The sequence below is a fragment of the Mesorhizobium sp. WSM4806 genome (genome assembly GCF_055811635.1).
This window is the reverse complement of sequence record NZ_JBVVQZ010000011.1, coordinates 174,591-199,922: the sequence shown is the minus strand read 5'-3', so window position 1 is coordinate 199,922 and position 25,332 is coordinate 174,591. Positions and strand designations below refer to the sequence as shown.

The window sequence follows — 25,332 nt, the reverse complement described above, 5'->3', positions numbered from 1 at the left end:
CTACTGTGCCCAAAGGGATTCGTTGCAAGATCAAACGGTAGGGCGCCATGAGCACAAATTCGGCGGACAACGGGCAATTCGGGCAACGGTCCGCACCGTCGGGCCCGATCGTGCCGAAAACGGCCAGCGAGGCATTGCGGCCTGAAGCCGGCACGCCGCCGCCCAAGCGCTCGCGCGCCTCGCGCAGCCAGTTCGTGGTGTTCATGAACTTCGTCATCTCCCTGGTGATGCTGATGGTTCTGGCGGCTGGCTTTGCCTTGTATTTCGGCAAGCAGGAATTTAACGAGCCCGGCCCTTCGGCCAATGCCGACACCTTCCTGGTCAAGCCGAACACCGGCGTCCAGGAGATTGCAGAGCAGCTCGAGCGGCGCGGACTGATCAGCGACGCGCGCATCTTCCGCCTTGGCGTGCGCGCTTTTGGCAATGATTCCGCCCTGAAGGCCGGCGAATACGAGATCAAGCCGCAGGCCTCGATGCGCGACATCATGGAGTTGCTGAAGAGCGGCAAGTCGGTGATGTATTCGCTGACCGTCCCCGAGGGGCTGACGGTCGAGCAGGCGCTGCAGCGCATCGCCGATCAGGCAGCGCTCGACGGCGATATGCCGCGGACCATTCCACCCGAGGGCAGCCTTGCTACCGACACGCTGCGTTTCACCCGCGGCGCGACACGCCAGCAGATGGTCGAAAAGCTTTTGGCGGACCAGAAGAACCTTGTCGAGGAAGTCTGGCAGCGGCGCGCCCCCGATCTGCCTCTGGCCAGTGTCGAAGACTTCGTCACCCTGGCTTCGATCGTCGAGAAAGAGACGGGCAAGGGCGACGAACGCTCGCGGGTCGCGGCCGTCTTCCTCAACCGGTTGGCCAAGGGCATGCGGCTGCAGTCCGATCCGACCATTATCTACGGCCTGTTCGGCGGCAAGGGCAAACCCGCCGACCGCCCGATTTATCAGTCTGACATCAAGAAGCCGACGCCCTACAACACTTATCTGATCAACGGCTTGCCGCCGACGCCGATCGCCAATCCTGGCCGTGCGGCACTGGAAGCCGTCGCCAATCCGTCGAAGACCGACGACCTGTATTTCGTTGCCGACGGCACCGGCGGTCACGTCTTTGCCGCGACGCTGGCCGAGCACAACGAGAACGTCGCCCGCTACCGGGCGCTGCAGAAGGAACTGGCCGATGAAGCCGCCAAGGCCGGTGCTGCCAAGGCCGACGCCGCCAAGGTGGAAGGTCAGACCGACGCGCCGGTTGACGGCGGCGATGGCGATGCTGGAGCGGCGGCGCAGTAGCGCCGGACGGTTTGAAATCGTCCCTCCGATTCGTCTGACGGCCGGGACGTGCTGATTTTGTCATCAGGAGCGCCCTGCGTCCGATTCGACGCGAACAGGCGCTCCGGATTTTGAAGCCGCGCACGATCTGGCCCGGAACCGCTTCCGGGATCATGCGCCAGGGGGAAGCAAGGGCATCATGAATTTGCAGAGCATGACCGGTTTTGCACGGGCCGTCGCCGAACATGACGGCACGTCGATCGCCTGGGAGGTCAAGTCGGTCAACGGCAAGAGCGTCGAGGTCAGGCTGCGGCTGCCGCAAGGCCTCGAGCGACTTGAGCCGGCCGCCAGGCAGACGGTGCAGAAGCGCTTTGCGCGCGGCAATTTCCAGGCAACGCTGACCGTCGGCCGCGCAGCCGGCCAGCAGGCGCAGCCCGTGGTCAACGAGGCCTTCCTGAGAGATCTGGCGGGGCAGGCCAAGCGGCTGCAGGAGATGTTCGGCGCAGCGCCTGCGACAGCCGACGGGCTGCTTTCGCTGCGCGGCGTGCTCGACATCCCCGAAACCGTCGAAACCGAAGAGGCGCGGGCGGCGCTCGACAGCGCGATACTCTCGGCGCTCGAAGTGGCGCTGGGCGGGCTGGAGCAGGCACGCCAGGGCGAGGGCACCGCCCTGCGCTCGCTGCTGTCCGGTCATATCGACGCTATCGAAGCGCTGACGCTGCGCGCCGAGGCCGATCCGTCGCGCGAGCCGGCGGTGATCCGCGAACGGATTACCGAGCAGGTGCGGCTGCTGATGGATGCCTCCGCCAATCTCGACGCCAGCCGGTTGCATATGGAAGCGGCGTTCCTGGCCACCAAGGCCGATATCCGCGAGGAGATCGACCGGCTGAAGACACATGTGGCATCCGGCCGGGTGCTGCTGGCAGGCGGCGGCGCCATCGGCCGCAAGCTCGATTTTCTGGCGCAGGAATTCAACCGCGAATCGAATACGCTGTGTTCGAAGTCGAACGCCGCTGCGATCACCGCCATAGGGCTGGAGCTGAAGGCGGTCGTCGACCAGTTTCGCGAACAGGTCCAGAATCTGGAGTAACCCTGATGGTCGCCAAGGAGCCTATGGTTGCCAGGGATTTGGGTTCCCGCATTCGCCGCCGGGGTTTGATGCTCGTGCTGTCGTCGCCGTCCGGCGCCGGCAAGTCGACGATCGCGCGCAATCTTCTGGAAAGCGATTCTAGTCTCGAACTGTCGGTTTCCGTCACCACGCGGCCGCGCCGCGGCAGCGAGATCGAAGGCGTCCACTATCATTTTCGCACCATGCGTGAGTTCGAGCGGCTGCGCGATTCGGACGAACTGCTTGAATGGGCCGAAGTGCATGGCAATTGCTATGCCACGCCGCGTGAGCCGGCCGAATTGGCGCTGGCACAGGGCCGCGACATGTTGTTCGACATCGACTGGCAGGGCGCCCAGCAACTCAAGGAGAAGATGCGCGCCGACATCGTCTCGATCTTCATCTTGCCGCCCTCGATGAAAGAGTTGAAGGCGCGGCTGAAGCGCCGCGCCGAGGACCAGGAATCGGTGATCGAGACGCGTCTGAAGAACGCTCGCAACGAGATCGAGCACTGGAAGGAATATGATTTCGTCATCATCAACGACGATCTCGACCGTGCCTTCGCCGAGGTACGCGGCATAGTCATCGCCGAGCGGCTCAGACGCGACCGCCGGCCCGGGCTGTTCGATTTCGTCTCGGGGCTGCTCGATGAGAAGACGGACTAGGGGCCGCCGCAATCACACCGCGTTGGTCAGTCGCACGAATTCCTCGACGCTCAAGGTTTCCGCCCGCCGCGTCGGATCGATGCCGGCGCGGGTGAGCAGGGCTTCGCCGCCGAGGCTCCTGACGCTCTGCCGCAGCATTTTGCGGCGCTGGCCGAAGGCCGCTTCGGTAACGCGGCCGAGCTTCTTGACCTCGGCGGGCAGCGGATTTGCCCGCGGCACCAGATGCACCACCGACGACACCACCTTGGGCGGCGGCGTGAAGGCTTGCGGCGGCACGTCGAAAGCGATTTTTGCCTCCGTCCGCCAGCCTGCCAGCACGCCCAGCCGGCCATAGGCATCGCTGCCGGGGCGGGCGACGATGCGCTCGGCCACCTCGCGCTGGAACATAAGCGTCATCGATGCGTAAAAGGGCGGCCATTCGGCGACGGTCAGCCAGCGTATCAAAAGTTCGGTGCCGATATTGTAGGGCAGGTTGGCGACGATCCTCACAGATCCATTGCCTCCATGTGCGCCTTCGGCAAGCGCTGCAAAATCCGTCTTCAACGCGTCGCCGGCAATGATTTCCAAACGGCCCGGATAGTGATCTGACACCTCCGCAAGCGCTGCCAGGCAGCGCTCGTCGCGCTCGATGGCGATGACCCGAGCCGCGCCGTGGGACAGCAGCGCCCGGGTCAGGCCACCTGGACCCGGACCGACCTCGATTACCGTGGCGTCGGTCAGGTCGCCGGCGGCGCGCGCGATCTTGCCGGTCAGGTTGAGGTCGAGCAGAAAATTCTGGCCGAGCGCCTTTTTTGCCTGCAACCCATGGCGTTCGATCACCGCGCGTAACGGCGGCAGCCCGTCGGTGCTCATGCGACCGCTCTCATGCAAAGCCTCATGCGGCGGCAGCCTTCGCCCCGATGTCGGCAAGCCTGCGGGCGAGCCTGAGCGCCGCGATCAGGCTGTCGGTCCGGGCTATGCCCTTGCCGGTGATATCGAAAGCTGTGCCGTGATCCGGTGAAGTGCGGATGAAGGGTAGGCCGAGCGTAACGTTGACCGCCTCGTCGAACGCCAGTGCCTTGGCCGGGATCAGCGCCTGATCGTGATACATGCACAGCGCCACATCGTAGCCGGCTCGGGCGCGGGCGTGGAACAGCGTGTCGGCCGGCAGCGGCCCGAAAGCGTCGATGCCCTCCGCCCTCAGCCTTTCGATCGCCGGGCGGATGATGCGCTCGTCCTCGGCGCCCATCGCGCCGCCTTCACCGGCATGCGGATTGAGGCCGGCAACGGCAAGCCGCGGCTTGGCAATGCCGAAGCGATATTCGAGGTCGGCGGCGGTGATGCGGGCGGTCGCGACGATCAATTCCGTCGTCAGCGCTTCCGGCACCTCGCGCAGTGCAATGTGGATGGTGACCGGAACCGTGCGCAACTCGGGACCGGCAAGCATCATCACCGGCATCGCTTGTGCGCCGGTGTGGAGCGTCGCCAGATGCGCCAGATACTCAGTGTGACCGGGAAAACGGAAGCCGGCATCGTAGAGCGGCTTCTTGGCGATCGGGCACGTAACGACCGCCGCCGCGCGACCGCCAAGGCAGTCGTCAACAGCGCGGTCGATGGCCTCGATGATGCCGGCGGCGTTGGCCGGGTCCGGCCGGCCGGGGTCGTCGACGAAGCGGGCGGCAAGCGGCATGACGGGCAGGGCGCGCTCAAAGACGCGCTCCGCTTCGGCTGGCACTGTCTCCGTGATTGGCACATCGGCGCCGAGCAGGCGCGCCCGTGCGGCAATCAGCGCCGGATCGGCTACAAGGTAGAAGGGCGGCACACCAGCGCTGTCACGCGCCTGCCAGGCGGCAATGGCGATTTCCGGCCCGACGCCGGATGGATCGCCGGCGCTCAGCGCCAGCGCTGCCTCTGGCGACTTCAGCGCTCGACGATGCGGGCTTTCTTCCGCAACTCCTCGACATATTTCGTGGAGAGCTCGTCGGCGTCCTTGCCACTCGAGCCTTCGCTCTGGAACACCATCTGGGCGGCCTTGTCGTCGGACACTTCGCGCGACGAGCAGATGCCGATGAACTCGACGCCGCGGTCTGTTTCGCGCGTGGGGGTGGCGCCGCCGACCTTGGTGGCCTTGATCTGGTCGGCCCAGTCCGGCGGCAATTGCGGCGCCAGTATCCGGCCGAGATCGCGAACAGTGACGTCGATCAGGCCCTTGGCGAATTCGCGCGAGGTGTTGCAGCCGTTGAAGCGGGCGCGCATGGCGTCGGCCTCGCGCTTGCGCTTGGACAGCGTCGCGCTGCGCTCGGCCGCCGGCACGACGAAAATGACCTGCTGCAGCATGTACTCCATGGCGGTCGGCTTGTTGCCGCCCTTGTCGAGCATGCGCCTGACTGCGTCCTGCTCGCTCACGGAGCCGCCGCTCTCTGAGCGATGGCGCGCGGTCAGCGCCTGGTTCCAGGCCATCTGGGAGCGGATGAACTCCTTGAAATGCTCCTTGCCGACGCCGGACTGCGCCATGACGCCGTCGAGTTGCTTGAGCTGCATCTTGTTGGTCGTGGCAAAGCGCTGATAGGCAGCCTCGACCTGGGCGTCGCTGATGCGGATGCCGAGACGCTTGGCTTCGGCGACGCGCAGCGTCTGCTCGATCATTTCCTCGGCGGCATTGCCCTTCTTGCGCTGCAGGCGCAGGAAGGCAGCCCGATGCTGGATGTCGCCAGTGGTGATCGGTACGTTGTTGACGACGTATTTGATCTGGCTGGCGAAAGCCGGCGGCGTCATCATGGTGATCGAGGCTGAGGTCGCCGCCACCAGCAGCGCGAACCCTGCCGAAAAGAGGTATTTCCTCATCGAAAGCATCCCAATCCTATCTCGGTTGCGGCCCAATTTTATCGCATTTTGAGGGAACTGGAACCCGTGCCTGTGCTATGCGGCGAAACGATGTCGTTAGCTGCGAAGTGCGTCCACTTTTACGCACGACGTATGCTCAAGACACTTTGAATTTTTCGGGCTGGTGTGTTGGCCGGCCGCCCGTTCCGCCTGTCCGTTATTGGCCAGTGGTCTGCTACTGGACAGTGTTGAAGGAGCTTTGCGTCGAGCCGAAATCGCCGAGCGTGCGAAACGACAGGTTGAAACCGATATTCTGCGACACTTCCTTGGTGCTCAGGTCGCGGGATTCCGAGAACGTCATCAAGTAGGTGAAGCAATCATCACTATAGGCAAAGCCGACCCCGTCCTTGACCAGGACGCTTTGCTCGAGATCGTAGGTGCCGGTACCGAAGACACGCCAGTTCTCAGCAAGTTGCGCCGAGGCGCCGAGCGTGACCTCGTGACGATCGGTCGTGAAACCATAGAGCGGCTGAGCCTGGATGAAGGCGTATTTGGCGCTGAACGAAATCGGCAGGCCGGAATAGGCTGCCTTCACCTCGGCGCGGCGAATCTCGAAGCTCTGCTCGTCGAAGCGGCCGCTGACCGAGCCGGAAAGCCCGCCGGGGCTGTTGAATCCGACAAGGCCGACATAATCGGAGCTCGCGGTCTCCAGGCCCGAATCTTCGCCGACGTTGACCAGGTCCGGCGCGTCGAAGGAGTTCTGGCCGTCAAGCTGGTAGGATTGGCCGAATAGCGCGTTGGTGCTCCAGCCATTGTCATAGGCGCCGGAATAGCGCAGCCCAACATTGGCGCGCGTGCCGCCTTCCAAGCGGTCGTAGCCGGAGAACTTGTCGCGCTCGAACAATGTCGTGGCATCAAAGACGAAGCTCTGTGCGTCCTCGTTGGGAACAGCGAGGCCGCCGACATATTGCTCGTTCGGACGCACGAACACCTGCGCCATCGGCTCGAAGATGTGACTGGAACTGGTCGACGAAAACAGCACCGGCCAGCGCATTTCCAGTCCGGCGGTTGCCATGAAGCGGGCGAGCGACGATCGCGTATCGTCGTCGACGCCGAGGTTAGACGCCATCTGATTGATGGCATTGAGCGATCCCGAAGAGGCGTTGACATAGCCGGCATCGCCGCGCAGCGCCAGCAGGGGCGTCAGCAGCAGCCCGCCATCGGTGGTGAAGGTGCGCTTCCATTCCGCTTCGGCAGTGAGACGGCCCGATTGGCCCTCGATGCCGCGTACACTGGTGACGGACGCAGCGTTGTTCGGATCGGCAAGGGCCCTATCCAGCCTGTCGCGGCTGATAGCCTGCGCGTTGACATTGAGCGACAGCTGCCCGCCGCCCACCGCCATGTCGGGGATGTAGGCGTAGTCGAGCGAGGGCAGCACCCAGGGCTGTTTGCCGGCGCGCGCGGTCGGATCGTCAGGGAGTGCCTCTTCCTGGACCACAAAGCGCATGGCGCGCACGTCGAAATAGTTGCGGCCGTTGAGGCCGGTCAGGTAGATCGAGGAGCGATGCACGCTGTCGCCGAAGTCTTCGATGGCGTAGGTGCGTGAGAAGTTCTTGTCGGTCTGCAGCAGGACGTCCCAGCCGAAGTCCCAGCGCGGATTGATAGCGAACTGGCCCTTGGTGCCCATCATGCCGCGGAACTCGTTCGGGTCGCCGGCCGCACCCGAATCGACATTGCGCCCGTCGTCGTCGATAAACTCGTCGGGATCCTCTTGCCGGATGCCGGCGATCTTCAGACTGTACTGGCCGTTGTTGAAGCGCTGGCGCCACTCGGCTTCGCCGAGAAAGCCCTGCCTGGTATAGCCGCTGCCGGTGACGGTGAGGTCGTAGGTTGGTGAGAGCGCGAAATAATAGGGGACTTTGACGCCGAGGCCGAGGTCGCTCTTGTAAGCGATGCTGGGGATCAGGAAGCCGCTCTTGCGCTTGACGGTCGGGTCGGCAATCTCGAAGGCCGGCAGATAGGCGAGCGGAAAGCCGAAGAACTCGAAATTCGAATTCTCGAAGCGAACCGTCTTCTTTTCGCCGTTCCAGATGATCTTTCTGGCCTTGATGCGCCAGGTCGGCGCTTTGTCCGGCTTGTCCTCGCACGGCTCGCAGGCCGTGTAGACGCCGTTGTGGAACGTCGTCAGCACGCCGCCCATGCGTTCCGCGCTTTCGGCGGCGAAATAGGTCTTGTCGACGGTTTCGACACGCAGCGCGTTGACGAAGCCGTCGGCAAAATCGTCGGTGATGTCGACATGCTGCGAATAGATCTTGGTGCCGTCGCTGTTGATGACCTCGACATTGCCGCTGGCGACGAGCCGCTTGGTGTTGCGATTGTATTCTACCCGCTGGGCGACGAGGCGGTTGCCGCCATAATCGATCTGCACGCCGCCGACGGCCGTTACGGTCTGGTTGTCATTGTCATAGACCAGCGTATCTGCCGCCAGCAGCATTTGCGAACCGGTGGGAACGTCGGCTGCCATGCCGCTGATATCCTGGGCAAAAGCCGGGATACTCGGAACGACGCAAGCGAGCAGGCACGCCAAGGCGCTCGCGCCATAGAGGCGCGCCGAATCGGCATGCCTATGGATGCGCAAAACCGCCCCCCTCACTAGCCGTCTTCCTTGTACAGCAAGAAAGTCACCCCGAAGAACATAGCCACGACAACCGGAACCCATGCAGCGACGACTGTGGGTACGAATCCCGCCACGCCGAATGCCTTGACCAGCACTGTCACGACATAAAGCAGAAACCCGGCCAGGACGCCACCCAGAATCATCGTCGCGGATTGTCCCATCCTCGCAAATCGCATCGACACCGTTGCGGCGATCAAAGTCATGGCGACGAGAAGGAACGGCAGCGCTACCAGTGAATCAAATTGCATGGCAAAGGCATTTGCCTTGAGGCCGAAGGAGCGGGCAACCTCGATCTTGCCGGGCAGATCGTAGAAAGGGATGGTTTCCGGGCGCGCCAGCCGCTCTTGCACGAACTCGGGCTTGAGATCGGTCGGTATGCGGTCGGTTGCCACCGATTGGATGTTGCCGTCCCGGAACACCTTGACGTCCTGCAGTTCCCAGTAGCCATCCCGCAAATAGGCGTGCGCTGCGTCCTTGCGTTCGACGATGTCGCCTTGCGGGTTGAGGACGAAGAAGGCGGCGTCGGCCATCTCCAGGCCTTGATTGAGGATGGCGCGCGCGCCGATGATAGTATCGCCGGAACTGGTTTTCTGCCGGATCCAGGGCTCGGCGTCAGCCGAGACGGTGTTCGACTTGCCGGAGCGGAGCTGGGTTTCGATTTTTTCGGACCAGGAAAACGCATACGCGGCGATCGGATTGATGACGCCGACCGACAACACCCCGAACAGCAGCGCCCCGATGCAGCACGGCAGCAGGAATTGCCATGCGGATACGCCGGCGGAACGCGCGATGACCAGTTCATACCTGCGATTAAGCGAGACCAGCGTCGCCATCGCCGAGAACAGGCCGACGAACGGCACCGTCTGCAGCATGATCATCGGCATTCGCAATCCTGAGATGGCAAACGCCGTGCCGTAGGTAAAACCCGGCAAGCCGGTCGTGCGGCCGGAAAGCTCGGTGAAGTCGATCAGGAACACAAGCGCCAGGAGGCCGATGAAGAACCAGATGGTGATCGTCACGTAGCGGAAGAAGAAGTATCTGCCCAGAGTCCAGCCCATTAGCGTGTCCAGCCCATCAGCTGGCCTCTTGGCCAGAAGCGCCGCGCCTGGCGAAGCGGAGCTTCAGGGCGCTCCAGCCGTCACCGAAGCGGCCGGCGAAATTCGTCATCCAGTCGGCCCAGGCGACCGGCAGTTCCATGGTTCGGTTGGAGACGATGAACCATGTCGCGACTGCGGAGGCCACAATAGGAACGCCGTAGACCACATAGGCGTATTGCGGAATGTTGTCGGCCTTCCCAGCGGCAAAGAAACCGAGCCAGCGCACGAAAAGGGCAATCGCGATAGACGTGATCAGCGGATGAATGCGCGCCTCGCGATGGGAGCGCGCGTCTCCCGCGACTGCAAGCGCGATCAGCGCGAAAACGAGTGAATAGGACCATTCGGAGAAACGCTGGTGGACCTCGGCCAGGTACTTGTTCGGCCTTTTCTGGAACATCTTGTCGTTCGGACTGGGATTGAGCAGGTACTGTGTCGTCCGGTCCTTCGGCAAGAGCAATACCTCCGATGAGGCCGACATGAAGGCCGACAGGTCGAAGGCATAGGAGGTGAACCGGATGACCGAAAGATCGCCGGCCAGCGTTTTGCGATGGATGACGCCGTCGTTCATCATCAGCACCCGCTCGTCGCCACTTTCGATGATGGCGCCGCTCTTGGCGTAGTAGATGAGGTTGACGCCTTCTTCGCGTGAATCGGCGACAAAAATGCCGCCAAGGCGGTTGTCCGGAAGCCGCTGGCCGATCTGCAGGAACAGGCCGTCGTCGATCTTGTGGAAGGTGCCTTCCTGGATGATGAGCGACAGAAGATCGGCGCGCGACGACGCCACCAGCTCGCGGTTTTTCTGTCGTGCATAGGGGTCGACGCCGTTGTCGACGGCGAACGAAAAAACACTGGCCGCCAGTGCCAGGAGCATGATCGGCCTGACGATGGTCCAGCGCGAAGCGCCTGCGGCGTTCAAGACGGCAAGCTCAGAATCGGAATTCATCGCGCTCAGTGTCTGCGCGACCGCGACCACCAGGGCGAAGGGCACGACGATCGGGACGATCGACGGAATGATCAGCGCAGCGACCTCGAAGAAGGTCAGCGCCGACTGCCCGCTGTCGGTCACGAGATCGATGCGGGCGAGCACCTGCGTCGTCCACACGATCGCCAGCGTCCAGATGAGCGCTGCGAGGAAGACCGCCAACGCACGACGCATGATGTAGCGTTCAACGACCTTCATGAAGGCTTTTCTCGATTTTGCCGAACGGCATCATGCCTCCAGACAAGGTAGTCGCCCGGCGACGCCTGCACAACCGGTCCGTTGGCGGTTCGATCTGGTTCCCGTCCCACATCGTTGTTTCCGGTGGCCGGAGTGTCGGCGGCATTGGATAAGAAAGGGCGAACATCAATGGTTAACAACAGGTTGCGGCAGTAAAGCGGGGCCGTGCCGCGACGAATCGCCATCGATTCCATCTGCCATATGGGATCGGATTCCGGCAAAGTCTTGCCAAATGCCGGAAAACGACCAAATGTCGCGCCGGTCACCGACATGGCCGCCGCGGCTGCGACAGGTACAAGCATGAAAGCAGAAGTAACAGAATTGCGCAGCAAAACCGGCCAGGAATCGATTTTTCACGGTGCGGTCGTGATCGGCGCCAACAGAATCACGCAGCAGATCGCCAGGCAGGGGCGATGATTGAAAATGGGGGTGGTGCTTCCGGTCGGAAACAGCCAAATATCTGGTTCGTCAAGGCACTCCCCCGAAAACCCAACGCCTTTCCCGAAAGCAGGACATGATGACTTCGAGACCTTCGATCGCCTTTGCCAGGTTCGCAGTGCCCAAAAAAGGCAGCGTCTTCATGCTGGCGGCCAACGATGGCGGTCTCGGCGACGCGGCAAAGGCTTGCGATCCGGCAAAGACCCTGGAGCGGGCGTTTCCGGTGGCCGACTTTTCCGGCAAGTTCGCCGGCCTGGTCGAAGTGCTGGCGCCGGAGGGCACATCGCTCGACCGGCTGGTGGCGGTCGGCGCCGGCAAGGTCTCGGCGCTCGACGACTATGCCTGGCTCAAGCTTGGCGGCACCATCGCTGCATCCTTGCGCAAGGCGACGGAGGTGGCGGTCATGCTCGATCTGCCGGGTGCTGACGTCGGCGGCAGGCAAGCGGCACAGCTTGCCGCGGGCATTCTTCTGCGCAGCTATGCTTTCGACAAGTACAAGACGAAAAAGGACAATGGCGACGGCCAGCGCGACGGCAACAAGGCCGAGCCCAAAAAGCCGGTTAAGGTGACCATCCACACCGCCGACCCGGCGTCGGCGAAAAAGGCCTTCGCCGACGAGGTGGCGGTGATCGACGGCGTGCTCCTGGCGCGCGATCTGGTCAACGAACCGGCCAATATACTGGGGCCGGTGGAATTCGCCGCCCGCGTCAACGAACTGGAGGCGCTCGGCGTCGCGGTCGAGATCCTGGTCGAGAAGGAGATGAAGAAGCTCGGCATGGGCGCGCTGCTCGGCGTCGCACAAGGCTCGCCGCGTGGCGCGCGCCTGGCCGTCATGCGATGGAACGGCGGCAAGGCCAAGGACAGCCCGATTGCTTTCGTCGGCAAAGGCGTCACTTTCGACACCGGCGGCAATTCGATAAAGACGGCCTCCGGCATGGAGGACATGAAGGGCGACATGGGCGGCGCGGCCGCGGTGACCGGGCTGATGCACGCGCTGGCCGCGCGCAAGGCCAAGGCCAATGTCGTCGGCATCATCGGGCTGGTGGAAAATGCCGTCGACGGCCATGCGCAGCGCCCCGGCGACATCGTCACTTCGATGTCGGGCCAGACCATCGAGGTGCTCAACACCGACGCCGAAGGCCGCCTCGTCCTGGCCGATGCGCTGTGGTACTGCAGCGATCGCTTCCAGCCGAAATTCATGGTCAATCTGGCGACGCTGACCGGCGCCACCATGGTCGCGCTCGGCCAGCACTATGCCGGGCTGTTCTCCAACAATGACGAATTGGCGAACAGGCTGACGAGCGCCGGGCAGGCGACGCAGGAACGCGTGTGGCGGATGCCGCTCGGCACCGAATACGACAAGCTGATCGATTCGAAAAATGCCGACATGAAGAACATCGGCGGCCGCTATGGCGGTGCCATCATCGCGGCGCAGTTCCTGCAGCGATTCGTCAGGGATACACCCTGGGCGCATCTCGACATCGCCGGCACCGCGATGGGCGCGCCGTCCAGCGAGATCAACCAGTCATGGGCCTCCGGCTTCGGCGTCAGGCTGCTCGACCGGCTGGTTCGCGACAACTATGAGGAGTGAGGCCTTTCAAGGCGCGATCATGGCCGACGTCCTGTTCTACCACCTGACCGAATCGACTCTGGAGGATGCGTTGCCCGGCCTGCTCGAGCGCAGTGTCGATCGCGGTTGGCGCGCCGTGGTACAGACCGGCTCCGAAGAACGGCGCGACGCACTGGACCAGCATCTTTGGACCTTCAGGGACGATTCCTTCCTGGCGCATGCGACGGACCGCGAATCCTATCTGGCCGAGCAGCCGATCCTTTTGACAACCAGCCATGACAATCCGAACGAGGCGCAGATACGCTTCCTGGTTGACGGCGCGGTGCCGCCGAAGCTTGCCGGTTACGAGCGCGCCGTGTTCCTGTTCGACGGCCACGATGCGGCCCAGCTCGAGGCGGCGCGCACGCACTGGAAGACGATGAAGGAAGCCGGCCACGCAGTCACCTACTGGCAGCAGACCTCAGACCGGCGCTGGGAACGCAAGGCGTAGCAAAGCCTGCCGCCTGGGCGATCAGCAACCTGGGGTTGCTACAACTGAAGTCGTTCAGCCAAGTCAATGAAGTCGCTGGCCACCAGGTCCCAGGCTTGATCAGGGTGCAGATCCGTGGTCTGCGCCACCCCGTGCTCGGTCGGACGCGGGACAAAGGCTGTTCGCAATCCGCATGCCCGAGCCGCTGCAAGGTCGCCATTGTGGGCGGCCACAAGACAGATCTCATCCGGCTTCATTGACAGCACGTCAGCGGTGCGAAGATAGGCTTCCGGCGCAGGCTTGTAGGCTTGCACGACTTCGGCGCCGAGGATCGCATCCCAGGGGATGCGACTCCGCTTCGCCATGTTGAGCATGAGGACGATGTTGCCGTTCGAGAGCGGCGCGATGATATAGCGGGCCCTGAGCCGTGTAAGGCCGGCCACCACGTCCGGCCATGGCTCCAATCGGTGCCATGCCAGGTTCAGTTCGTCCAGCTCGGACGCCGGCACCGAAGCCGGGTCGATCCCGAATTCTTGCAAAATGGCTTCCAGATTCTCCCGATGCAGCACGTCGAGCCGTGTAAAGGGCCGCCGGCCGCTGCGCACCTCCTCCATCGCTGGAGAGTAACGGCGACGCCACGCATCCGCGAAAGCGGTAGGGATAGCGGATCCTGCTCCATGCCGCTTCAGGAACGGCTCAGCATCGCGCGCCACGCCGCTGCGCCAATCGACGACAGTGCCGAACACGTCGAATACCAACGCACGTACGCGATCCAATGCCATCACATTCGGCTCCTCGATCCCCACTATTTTTCCTTCGTCGCCTGCCTCGTTTTCCCCTTTTCACGGCCTTGCCAATTTGCTCGGCGATGCGGTCGGGCTTACGCGCGATGACGGCTGTGCCAATTAGATTGCAAAATAGACAAAGGGCACTGTCACCGATATTCCAGTGGCCTGGGCGCCGGCAACAACCCGGTACCGGCATGAGCGGAAGGGTGGCGGGCGCCACCATCGCGCCCCCCTCCTTCATTCGTTTGCCTTGAGCCAGATCTTTTGCGGACCGTGACCCTTGAAGGGGTATTGTGGATCACTCGGATCGTAAACGAGTGAGGGCCCGCCGGCGTCGAGGGGCGGGCACCAACGAAAACTGAACCCGTCGCTTCTCAACGAGAGTTCAAGATCGCAGCCTCCAAATGCGAGGCCGACCCGGCGTCCCATTACCTTTTGATCACGCTGAAAGTACTCCCAAATCATCTTCTGGGCTCGGTCGCTGGGCATCGCCGCGTCCGTGAACTCCAAGTACATCGTCCAGGTCTCCGGTCTGATAAGGAGGCTCCTAATCGCATCCTCTCCAGGAGAATTATCGGCTCCGAAAGCGGAAACGGATAGTAGGACGATTGCCAAGGCGGATCGGATTGCCCGCATCATGGAGATCCCGTTAAGCACCATCTGTGCCTTGTTGTAGTGCAGTCAGGGAGGCAAATCAGCAAAATGTCCAATTATGGCCTGATCTCGGAAATGCCGGCTGTCCGGTTTTGCTGTTGATGGCGTCTAATTACTGATCGCGGTAGGACGCCCATTGCTGAGCGTCCCTACCGCGATCCGTAATTCGTAATTCCGCGAAGCTCTGGACAATTGCGAAAGGCGAGCTGCACCACTATTCCAGAATGACGACGGCCTCCACCTCGAAGAGCATGGGGTCAATTGCAAGCTTGGGGACGGGAATCAGGGTCTGCGCCGGCAGCGCTTCACCGAACATTTTTTTGACGTTCTTGGTCAACACCTCAAGCTTGGACATATCGTGATCGACCACGAAGACGGTGAGCTTGGCGACCTGATCCGGCCTCGCACCGAGCGCATCGAGGGCGGTGCGCAAATTTGTGTAGGCCTGCTCAACCTGGACAGCGAAGTCGGGCGACAAGGCTCCCGTGCTGTCTTGGCCGCCCTGTCCGGAGATGTAGGCCACCCGGGCTCCGCGCGGCGTGATCACCGCCGTGCTGTAGCCATTTGGCGACGGGTCGTAGAGGTTTTGTGGATTGACGATGGTCAGCTTGAGATCCTTCTCATTGGCTGTCGTGGCAGTGGGAACTCCCATGGTCATGATGATTAGCCCTTCGATAAGCAGATGCTTGATTGCGCGTGACATGATTTCTCTTAGCTATGCGAGCAACGTGCCTCGCGGCCGGCATTATTGAACTTTAACCGTATCGCCCATACGATGACTCGTGCGACGTACGAGTCATCGTATGGTACGCCGTACGAGTCAATCGTTCAGATCGACATTCGTTCGCGTTTGCCGGTCAAAATCGACGTTCTGAACAGCGAGGAAGACGGATGGCTGGCAAACGCAGCGGCCGGAGCAAACGAGGGATAAATGAGCGGCTCCAGCCCTTGCAGGAGCCGCGCAGTGAACCGCCGCTCTCTCGGGAACGTATCGTGGCGACCGCGGTGGAACTGCTTGACGCCCAGGGAGTCGACGGATTGACGATGCGTCGGCTGGCCGATCGCCTCGGCTCGGGCGTGATGAGCCTATATTGGCACGTCGACAACAAAGAGGATGTCTTTGATCTGGCGCTCGACTCGGTCCTCGAATATCGCGGACCGCCGCAAATAGCTCAAGACTGGCGCGGGGAAGTCGTTCATATGCTTGAAGACTGGCGCGCCAGCATGCTGCGCCACCCTTGGTCGGCATCGCTGTTGCCGCGCCGGGCGCTCGGCCCGAACATCCTCGGTCGCTTGGAACTGCTGAGCAAGACCTTGTCCAGGGCCGGTGTTGCGGACGCAGATGTGAACGTTGCGATATGGTCGCTCTGGAACTATGTGATGGGCGCCACCATCACCCGGGCGAGCTTCGACCTCTCGGACGACGACAGGGCCGCTGCGCAGCAGCGCCTTACACGTCTCAGCGAACGTTATCCGACAATCGAACGCTCTCGTCTGCTGTTGGACAATGATTGGGACGGCGCTTTCAGGAATGGCCTCGGCTTCCTGCTCGATGGCCTCTCTCCAAAATGAGGCTGAACGGTAGCTTTGGCTGAAAGCGACTGTCGCAAAATCGCTGATTAAAGTCACAGTTTTGCAGCTGATTTTTGCAAGGTCGCAGATGACGCGGCAACGTCCAGGGTTCCGCAATGGGTGTGAGCCGAAATGCAACCTCTGCACTGCCGAGGCCACTTGACGAAAGGCCGGTGGCGCGCAAAACTGCTAAGATGTCAGACCAATTTTGGGCGTAGGTACCCATGCGTATGCGCGGCGAACTGCCCGGGGCACCTGCCACGCGTGTGGCAATCGCCACGCTCCCGCCGTTGGACCGCGGCAAACAAGTCATGGAAGCGCTGGCAGACTATGTCGAGCGCGCTGCGCTGAAGAGCGGTGACCGGCTTCCGACCGAACGCGAACTGATGGCCGCGCTTTCCGTGGGGCGTTCGACGATTCGCGAGGCGATGGGGCGTTTCGAAGCGCTCGGCGTCACCGAGACCCGCAAAGGCAGCGGCACCTATCTGCTCAAGCCGATATCCGCCGGCACGATCCATTTGCCGCTGTCGCTCAATACGGCTGAGCTGCGCGACGGTCTCTTGCACACCCTCGAGGTGCGCCGCGGCATCGAGGCCGAGGCAAGCATGGTTGCGGCGCGGCGGCGGACAGTCGACGATCTGCGGACGATCGAGGAAAAACTCATCGAGATGGAGCGCGTCCATCTCGCCACCGGCACGTCGGGGCCGGAAGACCTGGCCTTTCACCTGGCGGTCTACGATGCCACGCACAACCCGCTTTTCCGGCAGCTCCTGGGGCAGATGCGCGAAGCGTTCGAGCGCTTCTGGGACCATCCTTTCGACCGGCAGGATTTCGCGCGGCGATCGTTCCCGTATCACCGTGAGCTGTTCGATGCCATCGTCGCCGGGGACGCGGAGCTGGCGCGCGGAAAAACGCTGAAGATCCTCGAGATCGTGGAAGAGGATATCGAGGAAATGTCGAAATGAATGGCCCGGATTTTTTCGACCAGGCCTCGCTGATCGCCGCCCATGACGAAGGCAACGCCTTCGATGCCGTCGTCCCGCCGATCGTGCAGACCTCGCTCTTCACCTTCTCGAATTATGACGAGATGCTCGAAACATACCGCGGCGAAAAAGTGCGGCCGACCTACACGCGCGGGCTGAACCCGACCGTGCGCATGTTCGAGGAAATGCTGGCGAAGCTGGAGGGCGCCGAGGACGCGATCGGTTTTGCAAGCGGCATGTCCGCCATCTCATCGGCAGTGCTGAGCTTCGTCGAACCGGGCGACCGCATTGTCGCGGTCAGGCATATCTACCCGGACGCGTTCAGACTGTTCGGGACGTTGCTCGCGCGCATGCGCATCGAGGTGACCTATGTCGACGGGCGCGACGAGGCGGCTGTCGCGAGCGCCCTGCCTGGCGCCAGGCTGTTCTATATGGAAAGCCCGACCAGCTGGGTCATGGAAACCCATGACATCGGCGCGCTCGCTGCGCTGGCAAAGTCCCGCGGCATCCCGACCATCATCGATAACAGCTGGGCCAGCCCGGTCTTTCAGCGGCCGCTGTCGCTCGGCGTCGACGTTGTGGTCCACTCCGCATCCAAGTACCTGGGCGGCCACAGCGACGTGGTGGCCGGCGTGGTCGCGGGCTCGAAGGAATTGATCGGCCGCATCCGCGGCGAAGCCTATCCATATCTCGGCGGCAAGCTGTCGCCATTCGATGCCTGGCTCTTGATTCGCGGCTTGCGCACACTGCCGATTCGGATGCGCGCTCATCAGGCCTCCGGCCTCGAAATCGCACGGCGCCTGCGGGATCATCCAATCGTTGAGAGGGTCTGCCATCCAGGGTTGGCCAACCTGCTTCCCGCGGGGCTCACCGGCACGTCGGGCCTGTTCTCATTTGTCTTCCGCGACGGCATCGACATCCGCACCTTTGCCGACCGCCTCAAGCTGTTCAAGCTGGGCGTGTCGTGGGGCGGCCACGAAAGCCTCATCGTGCCCGGCGAGGTCGTGCTGCAGCAGAAGGCCCAACCCAATTCCGCGATGGCGTTCGGCGTCCATCCGCGGTCCGTGCGTCTCCATGTCGGCCTCGAGGGAACCGAGGCGCTGTGGAGTGACCTGGAAACGGCGATCGACGCCGCTTCCGAAGAAAAGACCTGAAGCAACCAGACAAGAAGGGAACGGAAAATGAAGAAGCTTCTTATCGCCGCATTCGCCACCGTACTGATGTCGGGTGCTGCACTCGCCGACACGACGCTGAAGCTCGTGGAGGTGATCACCAGCCCCGAGCGTACCGAAACCCTGAAGTCGATCGTCGCCAAATTCGAGGCGGCCAACCCGGGCACCAAGGTCGAGGTGATCTCGCTGCCCTGGGGCGAGGCGTTCCAGAAATTCGCGACCATGGTGTCTGCCGGCGAAATCCCCGACGTCATGGAGATGCCGGACACCTGGCTGTCGCTCTATGCCAACAACGGCCTTCTCGAAAGCCTCGAACCCTATCTGGCCAAATGGGAGCACACCTCGGGCCTCACCGATCGCGCGCTCGAGCTCGGCCGCGACGTGAACAACACCGCCTACATGCTGCCCTACGGCTTCTATCTGCGGGCGATGTTCTACAACAAGAAGCTGTTCAAGGAGGCTGGTGTCACCGAGCCGCCCAAGACAATGGACGAGTTCGTGGCGGCATCGGAGAAAGTATCCAAGCTTCCAGGCAAATATGGCTACTGCCTGCGCGGCGGGCCGGGTGGCCTCAACGGCTGGATCATGTTCGGCGCAACCATGGCCGGCTCCAACGAGTTCTTCAATGAGGACGGCACCTCGACCATGAACAGCGAGGGCTGGGTCAAGGGACTGACCTGGGTCGTCGATCTGTACAAGAAGGGATTGGCGCCGAAGGACAGCGTCAACTGGGGTTTTAACGAAATCGTCGCCGGATTCTACACCGGCACCTGCGCAATGCTTGATCAGGATCCAGACGCGCTGATCGCGATAGCCGAGCGGATGAAGCCGGAAGACTACGGCGTCACGACCATGCCGAAGGGGCCGAGCGGCAAGACGTTCCCGACCATCGGCTATGCCGGTTGGTCGATGATGGCGGCCAGCCAGAACAAGGACCTCTCCTGGAAGCTGATCGAAACGCTCGAAGGGCCCGAGGGCAATGTCGAGTGGAACAAGCGCACCGGAGCGCTGCCGGTCCACAAGTCGGCCGAAAAGGATCCCTTCTACGCAAGCGAGCAGTTCAAGGGCTGGTTCGCTGAACTCGAGGACAAGGATGCGGTGCCAACGGTTATGCCGACCTATCTCGAGGAGTTCGCCTTCTTCAAGGACTCGATGGTCATCAAGACCAGTCAACAGGCACTGCTTGGCGATATCACGCCAGAGGAAATGGCCAACCAGTGGGCCGACTATCTGACCAAGGCGCAGCAGAAATACCTGGCCAAGAAATAAACGGCGGACGCCAGGCATCGGAGCCGCCCATCGCGGGTGGCTCCGATACGTCTCGTCCATGGTCAATTGGAAGGAGGATCGATTGGAAGGAGGGTCGATTGGACGGATGGCCAATTGGAGCGAAAGCGTTAGCTGATGGTCTTTGACGCCACCGCCGGGTTCCCGGAATCGCGCCGCCGGTCGCTGGTCGACCGGATCACGCGCCATGCCGAGCCATATCTTTACACCGCCCCGGCGCTGATTCTGATCGTCACCATCATGCTGGCGCCGCTGGTGCTAGGCCTGTCCTATGCCTTCCGCGACGTGCACTTGCTCAACCCCTTCTCCGGCGGCTATGTCGGGCTCGATCATTTTCGCACCCTTTATGACGACGACAATTTCTATCGGGCGCTGCGCAACACGCTGTGGTGGACCGGCGCGTCCGTCTTGCTGCAATTCGTGTTCGGCCTGATCCTGGCGCTGTTGCTCGACCGGCCGTTCGCCGGCCGCGCCATAGCGCAGGCGCTGGTGTTCCTGCCCTGGGCGGTACCGACTTTCCTCACCGGGCTCAACTGGGCGTGGCTGTTCAACCCCGTCATCGGACCGCTGCCGCATTGGCTTTATGCGCTCGGCCTCATGAATGAACCGGCCAACATCCTTTCCAACCCGCAGCTTGCCATGTGGGGACCGATCATCGCCAACGTCTGGTGGGGCATTCCCTTCTTCGCCATCACGCTGCTGGCCGCGCTCCAGGCCATCCCGCGCGACCTCTACGAGGCGGCGGCGATCGACGGCGCCGGGGCATTCAGGCGGTTCACGTCGATCACTTTGCCGTTCCTTGCGCCGACCATTGCGATCACCGTGCTGTTGCGCACCGTCTGGATCTCGAACTTCGCCGACCTGATCATCGTCATGACCAGCGGCGGGCCTGCCGACCGCACCCAGATCGTCGCGAGCTACATCTTCACGCAAGCCTTCAGGGCCCTGGATTTCGGCTATGCCTCGGCCATTGCGCTGGTGCTGCTCGTCCTGTTGCTCGCCTATTCGATGCTGATCGTCATGCTGCGGCAAGTCCTGATGGATCGGGCCTGATCCGGGATGACCAGATGAACAGCTATTCGACCTTCGGCACCGCGCTGCACCGCCTGGCGATCCTCTGCTACGTCCTCTTTGCACTGTTCCCGCTGTTCTGGCTGTTGAAAGTATCGGTCACGCCGAACGACCTGCTCTATTCCGAGGGCGTCCGCATGTGGCCGTCGCGGATGAGCTTTGAACATTTTCGCTTCGTGCTGGCCCACAGCGCATTCCCGGTCTTCTTCAGGAACAGCATGATCGTTGCCGGCGCGACGGCCGTGATCGTGACGCTGCTTGCGTCTCTCTCCGGCTATGCGCTGTCGCGCTTCACCTTCCGCGGCAAATACTGGCTGGTCGCGCTGATGCTGCTCACCCAGATGTTTCCGTTAGTGATGCTGGTCGCGCCGATCTTCAAGATGCTCTCGCCACTCGGGCTGACCAACAGCCTGACCGGGCTGGTGGTCGTCTACACCGCCTTCAACATCCCCTTCGCGACGTTCCTGATGCAGTCGTTTTTCGACGGCATTCCCAAGGAGTTGGAGGAGGCGGCCAAGATCGATGGCGCCACGCAGTTCATGGCGTTTCGCCAGATCGTCCTGCCGCTGACGCTGCCCGGCATTGCGGCGACGCTGGGTTTTGTATTCACCGCCGCATGGAGCGAACTGCTGTTCGCGCTGATGCTGATTTCGGGCAACAGCGCCGCCACGTTTCCGGTCGGTCTGCTCACCTTCGTGTCGAAGTTTTCGGTCGATTTCGGGCAGATGATGGCGGCCGGCGTGCTGGCGCTGGTCCCGGCCTGCCTCTTCTTCCTGTTCATCCAGCGCTATCTGGTCCAGGGCCTGACGGCCGGCGCGGTCAAGGGCTGAGTGAGGTTCAATGGCATCGATCGACATCCGCAACGTCCGCAAGAATTTCGGCGTCGTCTCCGTGCTGCATGGCGTCGACCTGTCGATAGAGAACGGCGAGTTCGTGGTGCTGGTGGGGCCGTCGGGCTGCGGCAAGAGCACGCTGCTGCGCATGATCGCCGGGCTCGAGGAGGTGACCGAAGGTGAGATCCGGATCGACGGCATGCGCGTCAATGAGCGGGCGCCCAAGGACCGCGACATCGCCATGGTGTTCCAGTCCTACGCGCTCTATCCGCACATGAATGTCGCCGAGAACATGAGCTACGGCCTGCGCATCCGGAAGGCTGCCCGCGAGAAGATCACGGCCGCCGTCAGCAATGCAGCAAGGAAGCTTGAGTTGCAGCCGCTGCTTGCGCGGCGGCCGAAGGCACTCTCGGGCGGTCAGCGTCAGCGCGTGGCGATGGGCCGCGCGATCGTGCGACAGCCCAAGGCATTCCTGTTCGACGAGCCGCTGTCCAATCTCGATGCGCGCTTGCGTGAGCAGATGCGGGCAGAGATCAAGAAGCTGCACCGCGATCTCGGCGCGACCTCGATCTATGTCACTCACGACCAGATCGAGGCGATGACACTGGCCGACCGGATCGTCGCCATGCATGAGGGCGTGGTGCAGCAGGTCGGTAGTCCGCTGGAGCTTTACGACCGCCCTGCCAACCTGTTCGTCGCCGGCTTCATCGGATCGCCGGCGATGAATTTTCTGTCGGCGCGCTATGAGGTCGGCGCAGGCACGGCCGGCGCACGATTGCCTGACGGAACGCTGATTGGGCTTTCGTCAGCCTATCAACTCGAGGAGGGCGCGGCGGTGACGCTCGGCATCCGGCCGGAGCATGTCGAGATGTCGCCGGCATCGGAGAGCAGCCTGAGGGCGACGGTCGACTTGATCGAGCCGACCGGCTTCGGCATCATCCTGCATCTCGGCCTGCATGGCCTGCCATTCAACGTCTTCACGCTGGACAGGGCGGCGCTGACGGCTGGCCCGACGGTGACGGTGGCTTTCCCGCCGCAACATCTGCATTTGTTCGACGAGACTGGAATGCGCGCATTGGAATCGAGCCTCCAGAAGGGGAAGGGCTGATCCTCCTTATCGGGCGCTCAGATCATTCGGATTCTGTTCCCACCTTTGGGTCCGATGCTATTGTCTATCTTGGCACCGCCGAATTCGATACGACATTTGATCTCGGCCTCGACATGGCTCCTGGGACGAGATGGAACGCGCCCGCGCGGCGCTAATGCTAATATCCGGCAAGGTAGTCGAGCGCATGCGCTTTCTGTTTCTTCTGATTCTGCTCGCCGGCATCAGCATCGGCGTCGTCTATCCCTGGGCGATGACCAATTTCTCCGGCCGTGAGATCGGCACCTGGCGGGTTTACGAACAGGGCCGGTTCATGCCGGTGACGGTGCCGCTGGCCGCTCGCGACGCGCCGGTGCTGGTGCTGGTCGACCTCACCGCGAGAACCGAACGCATCGTCGTCTCGCAACAGCGCACCGTGCTGACGCTGATCGCCGCCACCGGCGGCAGGACCGTGCTCGCCTCGACGCTGCAATTCAACCATTCGGAAAATCCGCGCCAGGTCAGCCCGCAACTGCCGGACAAGATCTTTCGCGACGAAGCCGGCCTGATCGCGAAGGTCAGCCCCGGCCCGTACCTCTTCACCATCGGCCCGGGCGACGCCGAAGGCATCGAGATGCGGGCGGTGGACCTCGTGCTGCGTTCCGGCGTCGGCGAGATCGATCGCCGGGCGCGGCCGGTCGGCTTCTCGCTGATAGCGGCCGGCCTGATCGGGCTGCTGTTGGCGTTGTGTTTCGGCGGCCGCCGGCCGCAAAATCCGAACTCGCAGCCGCCACCGCCACGCTGGGGCAGGGGCTCGAACTAGATCGTGAATTACCGCCACGCCTATCACGCCGGAAACTTCGCCGATGTCGTCAAGCATGTCGTGCTGAGCCGGCTCGTCGAATATCTGAAGCAGAAGGACAAGGCCTTTCGCGTCATTGACACCCATGCCGGCATCGGCCGCTACGACCTATCGTCGACTGAAGCGCAAAAGACCGGCGAATGGCAAGGCGGCATTGGCCGACTGGTCGATGCCGCGCTTGACGCGCCGGCGGCAGCACTGCTGGCGCCTTATCTGGAAGCCGTTCGTTCGCTCAATCCTGAAGGCGGCGTGAAAAAGTATCCGGGCTCGCCGCTGATCGCGCGTCATCTCATGCGCAAGCAGGATCGGCTGTCGGCGGTCGAATTGCATCGCCAGGACGCCGCGAAGCTGAGGGCGCTATTCGCTGGCGATTTCCAGACCCGGGTGATCGAGCTCGACGGCTGGCTGGCACTCGGCGCGCATCTGCCGCCGAAGGAAAAGCGCGGCCTTGTACTCGTCGATCCGCCCTTCGAGGAGGAGGGCGAGTTCGACCGCCTCGTCGACGGGCTGCGCAAAGCCCACAAGCGCTGGCCCGGCGGCGTCTATGCGTTGTGGTATCCGGTCAAGGACCGCACGGCGGTCGCCGCCTTCCGCAAGGCGCTGGCGCAGTCAGGTGTCCCGAAGCTGCTCGACATCGGCTTCGAGATCAGGCCGCCAACGGCCGAGCCCAGCCTTGACGGCAGCGGCATGGTGGTGGTCAACCCGCCGTTCACGCTGGAAGGCGAATTGCGCACGCTGCTGCCGGCTTTGCACAATTTGCTTGTCGTTGAAAAACCGGCGCACTGGACGCTGGAATGGCTGGCGGCGTAGGCGGCAGAGCTATCCGCGCGCCTGTCCTGGTTGAAGGCGATTTCGAACTAGGAAACCATTGTCGCTACAACCGCTTGACCGCGCGCAAGCGAATCCGCACAGTGCGCGCAGTCGACCATAAGAGGCTGCCATGACTCGCTTCGCCCAATCCGCCCTTGCCGCACTGATAGCGCTTTGCACGCCGCTCGGCACGTCCCTCGCTGTCATCCAGCCAGCAAAGGCGGCCGACCTTGCCGTCGTCTATACCGAAGAAGACAGCGGCGTTTGCGGTGAGGCCTGGGTGCTGAACAAGATCACCAACCGCTTCTCCTACCAGGTGCACCACGTGCCGAATCTGCCCGACGTCGAGATTGTCGATTTCCAGGGCATCCACCAGCATCGCTATCTGCCAGCCAACGAAACCTGGCCGATCGGCCGCCGCTATTGCGGCGCCACCGTCAGCCTGTCCGACGGCCACGCCCGCACCATCTGGTATCTGATCGAGGAAGGGCAGGGCTTTGCCTCGATCGGCGACAATGTCGAATTCTGCGTCGCGGGCTTCGACCGCTGGATGGTCTACAACGGCCGCTGCCGCGTCCTGCGCTGATTGCGTTTGCTGGGCTGCTCCGCCTCATCGAGGATGGCGCGAAGGAAGGCGGCGTGACCGCGAAAGGCGCGTCGTCCGACTGACGTCGCCTTGACCCGCGTCTGCGGTCGACGTCCGACAAACAGCTTTTCGACATCGACATAGCCCGCCGTGGCAAGCGTATCGATATGCGCGCCGAGATTGCCGTCGGTCGCATTGACGATGAGCTTCAATCGGGTGAATTCCAGCGCTTCGCGCCGTTCCAGAGAATTCAGCGCCGCCATGATCCTGAGCCGCACGCTCTGGTGGATGATTTCGTCGGCAGCCATTATCGGGCCTGCTGT

The 25,332-nt window shown here is 62.6% G+C and carries 25 protein-coding genes; 15 read left to right on the top strand and 10 right to left on the bottom strand.

From position 1 onward, the window contains the following. Positions 1-47: 47 nt before the first annotated feature. From mltG to gmk, 3 genes are all read left to right on the top strand, one after another. Positions 48-1,286, top strand: a complete 1,239-nt coding sequence (mltG, locus tag AC0L2M_RS18565) for an endolytic transglycosylase MltG (RefSeq protein ID WP_473535529.1) — start codon at positions 48-50, stop codon at positions 1,284-1,286. Between the two features lie 178 nt (positions 1,287-1,464). Continuing rightward, on the top strand, positions 1,465-2,355 hold the full coding sequence (locus AC0L2M_RS18560; RefSeq protein WP_473535528.1) for a YicC/YloC family endoribonuclease: 891 nt from the start codon (positions 1,465-1,467) through the stop codon (positions 2,353-2,355). 5 nt (positions 2,356-2,360) lie between these two features. Next, positions 2,361-3,035 carry a guanylate kinase gene (gene gmk, locus AC0L2M_RS18555; protein ID WP_027152668.1) on the top strand — a complete coding sequence of 225 codons (675 nt, stop codon included), beginning with the start codon at positions 2,361-2,363 and terminating at the stop codon, positions 3,033-3,035. Between the two features lie 12 nt (positions 3,036-3,047). Here gmk and rsmA read toward each other — a convergent pair whose 3' ends face one another. The 7 genes from rsmA to AC0L2M_RS18520 all read right to left on the bottom strand — a co-directional run bounded on the left by rsmA (position 3,048) and on the right by AC0L2M_RS18520 (position 11,102). Beyond that, positions 3,048-3,887, bottom strand: coding sequence for a 16S rRNA (adenine(1518)-N(6)/adenine(1519)-N(6))-dimethyltransferase RsmA (rsmA, locus tag AC0L2M_RS18550; protein WP_128169254.1), 840 nt, complete (start codon positions 3,885-3,887; stop codon positions 3,048-3,050). A gap of 22 nt (positions 3,888-3,909) precedes the next feature. Beyond that, positions 3,910-4,938, bottom strand: a complete 1,029-nt coding sequence (gene pdxA, locus AC0L2M_RS18545; RefSeq protein WP_473535548.1) for a 4-hydroxythreonine-4-phosphate dehydrogenase PdxA — start codon at positions 4,936-4,938, stop codon at positions 3,910-3,912. After that, positions 4,935-5,867, bottom strand: coding sequence for a peptidylprolyl isomerase (locus AC0L2M_RS18540; RefSeq protein WP_023800699.1), 933 nt, complete (start codon positions 5,865-5,867; stop codon positions 4,935-4,937). The genes pdxA and AC0L2M_RS18540 overlap by 4 nt, the downstream gene beginning before the upstream one ends. Before the next feature lie 205 nt (positions 5,868-6,072). Continuing rightward, positions 6,073-8,361 (bottom strand): LPS-assembly protein LptD, encoded by a 2,289-nt coding sequence (locus AC0L2M_RS18535; RefSeq protein WP_473535527.1) that lies wholly within the window; start codon positions 8,359-8,361, stop codon positions 6,073-6,075. 128 nt (positions 8,362-8,489) lie between these two features. Next, positions 8,490-9,572 carry an LPS export ABC transporter permease LptG gene (lptG, locus tag AC0L2M_RS18530; protein WP_023800697.1) on the bottom strand — a complete coding sequence of 361 codons (1,083 nt, stop codon included), beginning with the start codon at positions 9,570-9,572 and terminating at the stop codon, positions 8,490-8,492. Positions 9,573-9,588: 16 nt separating this feature from the next. Next, positions 9,589-10,791, bottom strand: coding sequence for an LPS export ABC transporter permease LptF (gene lptF / locus AC0L2M_RS18525; protein WP_023800696.1), 1,203 nt, complete (start codon positions 10,789-10,791; stop codon positions 9,589-9,591). Further along, positions 10,788-11,102: a hypothetical protein gene (locus AC0L2M_RS18520; RefSeq protein ID WP_287073990.1), complete on the bottom strand. Its 315-nt coding sequence runs from the start codon at positions 11,100-11,102 to the stop codon at positions 10,788-10,790. The genes lptF and AC0L2M_RS18520 overlap by 4 nt, the downstream gene beginning before the upstream one ends. A gap of 245 nt (positions 11,103-11,347) precedes the next feature. On the opposite strand from AC0L2M_RS18520, the gene AC0L2M_RS18515 reads away from it, so the two are divergent. Both AC0L2M_RS18515 and AC0L2M_RS18510 read left to right on the top strand, forming a co-directional pair. After that, entirely contained in the window at positions 11,348-12,859 is a 1,512-nt protein-coding gene (locus AC0L2M_RS18515) for a leucyl aminopeptidase (protein WP_287260713.1), read from the top strand. Between the two features lie 19 nt (positions 12,860-12,878). Continuing rightward, complete coding sequence (locus AC0L2M_RS18510) at positions 12,879-13,328, top strand: DNA polymerase III subunit chi (RefSeq protein WP_091590560.1); 450 nt, start codon at positions 12,879-12,881, stop codon at positions 13,326-13,328. A 38-nt stretch (positions 13,329-13,366) separates the two neighbouring features. On the opposite strand, the gene AC0L2M_RS18505 is transcribed toward AC0L2M_RS18510, so the two are convergent. Both AC0L2M_RS18505 and AC0L2M_RS18500 read right to left on the bottom strand, forming a co-directional pair. After that, a complete protein-coding gene (locus tag AC0L2M_RS18505; protein WP_287341965.1) occupies positions 13,367-14,089 on the bottom strand; it encodes a haloacid dehalogenase type II in 723 nt (240 codons plus the stop codon). An 874-nt stretch (positions 14,090-14,963) separates the two neighbouring features. Beyond that, the gene (locus tag AC0L2M_RS18500; protein WP_254023828.1) at positions 14,964-15,452 is read right to left on the bottom strand and encodes a RidA family protein; all 489 of its coding nucleotides are present in this window, start codon (positions 15,450-15,452) and stop codon (positions 14,964-14,966) included. Positions 15,453-15,640: 188 nt separating this feature from the next. Between AC0L2M_RS18500 and AC0L2M_RS18495 the strand changes: the two genes are divergently transcribed. The 10 genes from AC0L2M_RS18495 to AC0L2M_RS18450 all read left to right on the top strand — a co-directional run bounded on the left by AC0L2M_RS18495 (position 15,641) and on the right by AC0L2M_RS18450 (position 25,009). Then, positions 15,641-16,321, top strand: coding sequence for a TetR/AcrR family transcriptional regulator (locus AC0L2M_RS18495; protein WP_473535526.1), 681 nt, complete (start codon positions 15,641-15,643; stop codon positions 16,319-16,321). Between the two features lie 230 nt (positions 16,322-16,551). Beyond that, positions 16,552-17,286 (top strand): FadR/GntR family transcriptional regulator, encoded by a 735-nt coding sequence (locus AC0L2M_RS18490; protein WP_091590567.1) that lies wholly within the window; start codon positions 16,552-16,554, stop codon positions 17,284-17,286. Continuing rightward, positions 17,283-18,458, top strand: a complete 1,176-nt coding sequence (locus AC0L2M_RS18485; protein ID WP_287341789.1) for a PLP-dependent transferase — start codon at positions 17,283-17,285, stop codon at positions 18,456-18,458. The genes AC0L2M_RS18490 and AC0L2M_RS18485 overlap by 4 nt, the downstream gene beginning before the upstream one ends. Before the next feature lie 27 nt (positions 18,459-18,485). Then, positions 18,486-19,745 (top strand): ABC transporter substrate-binding protein, encoded by a 1,260-nt coding sequence (locus AC0L2M_RS18480; RefSeq protein WP_023800684.1) that lies wholly within the window; start codon positions 18,486-18,488, stop codon positions 19,743-19,745. Positions 19,746-19,880: 135 nt separating this feature from the next. Next, complete coding sequence (locus tag AC0L2M_RS18475; protein WP_027152651.1) at positions 19,881-20,816, top strand: carbohydrate ABC transporter permease; 936 nt, start codon at positions 19,881-19,883, stop codon at positions 20,814-20,816. A 14-nt stretch (positions 20,817-20,830) separates the two neighbouring features. Further along, positions 20,831-21,664, top strand: a complete 834-nt coding sequence (locus AC0L2M_RS18470) for a carbohydrate ABC transporter permease (RefSeq protein ID WP_023800682.1) — start codon at positions 20,831-20,833, stop codon at positions 21,662-21,664. A 10-nt stretch (positions 21,665-21,674) separates the two neighbouring features. Beyond that, the gene (locus AC0L2M_RS18465) at positions 21,675-22,775 is read left to right on the top strand and encodes an ABC transporter ATP-binding protein (protein WP_128169242.1); all 1,101 of its coding nucleotides are present in this window, start codon (positions 21,675-21,677) and stop codon (positions 22,773-22,775) included. Positions 22,776-22,959: 184 nt separating this feature from the next. Beyond that, complete coding sequence (locus tag AC0L2M_RS18460) at positions 22,960-23,574, top strand: hypothetical protein (protein ID WP_128172798.1); 615 nt, start codon at positions 22,960-22,962, stop codon at positions 23,572-23,574. Between the two features lie 3 nt (positions 23,575-23,577). Continuing rightward, complete coding sequence (locus AC0L2M_RS18455) at positions 23,578-24,423, top strand: 23S rRNA (adenine(2030)-N(6))-methyltransferase RlmJ (RefSeq protein ID WP_473535525.1); 846 nt, start codon at positions 23,578-23,580, stop codon at positions 24,421-24,423. Positions 24,424-24,553: 130 nt separating this feature from the next. Continuing rightward, a complete protein-coding gene (locus AC0L2M_RS18450) occupies positions 24,554-25,009 on the top strand; it encodes a hypothetical protein (protein ID WP_023800678.1) in 456 nt (151 codons plus the stop codon). Here AC0L2M_RS18450 and AC0L2M_RS18445 read toward each other — a convergent pair. After that, entirely contained in the window at positions 24,979-25,317 is a 339-nt protein-coding gene (locus AC0L2M_RS18445) for a transcriptional regulator (RefSeq protein ID WP_128169240.1), read from the bottom strand. The genes AC0L2M_RS18450 and AC0L2M_RS18445 overlap by 31 nt on opposite strands. Positions 25,318-25,332 lie beyond the last annotated feature (15 nt).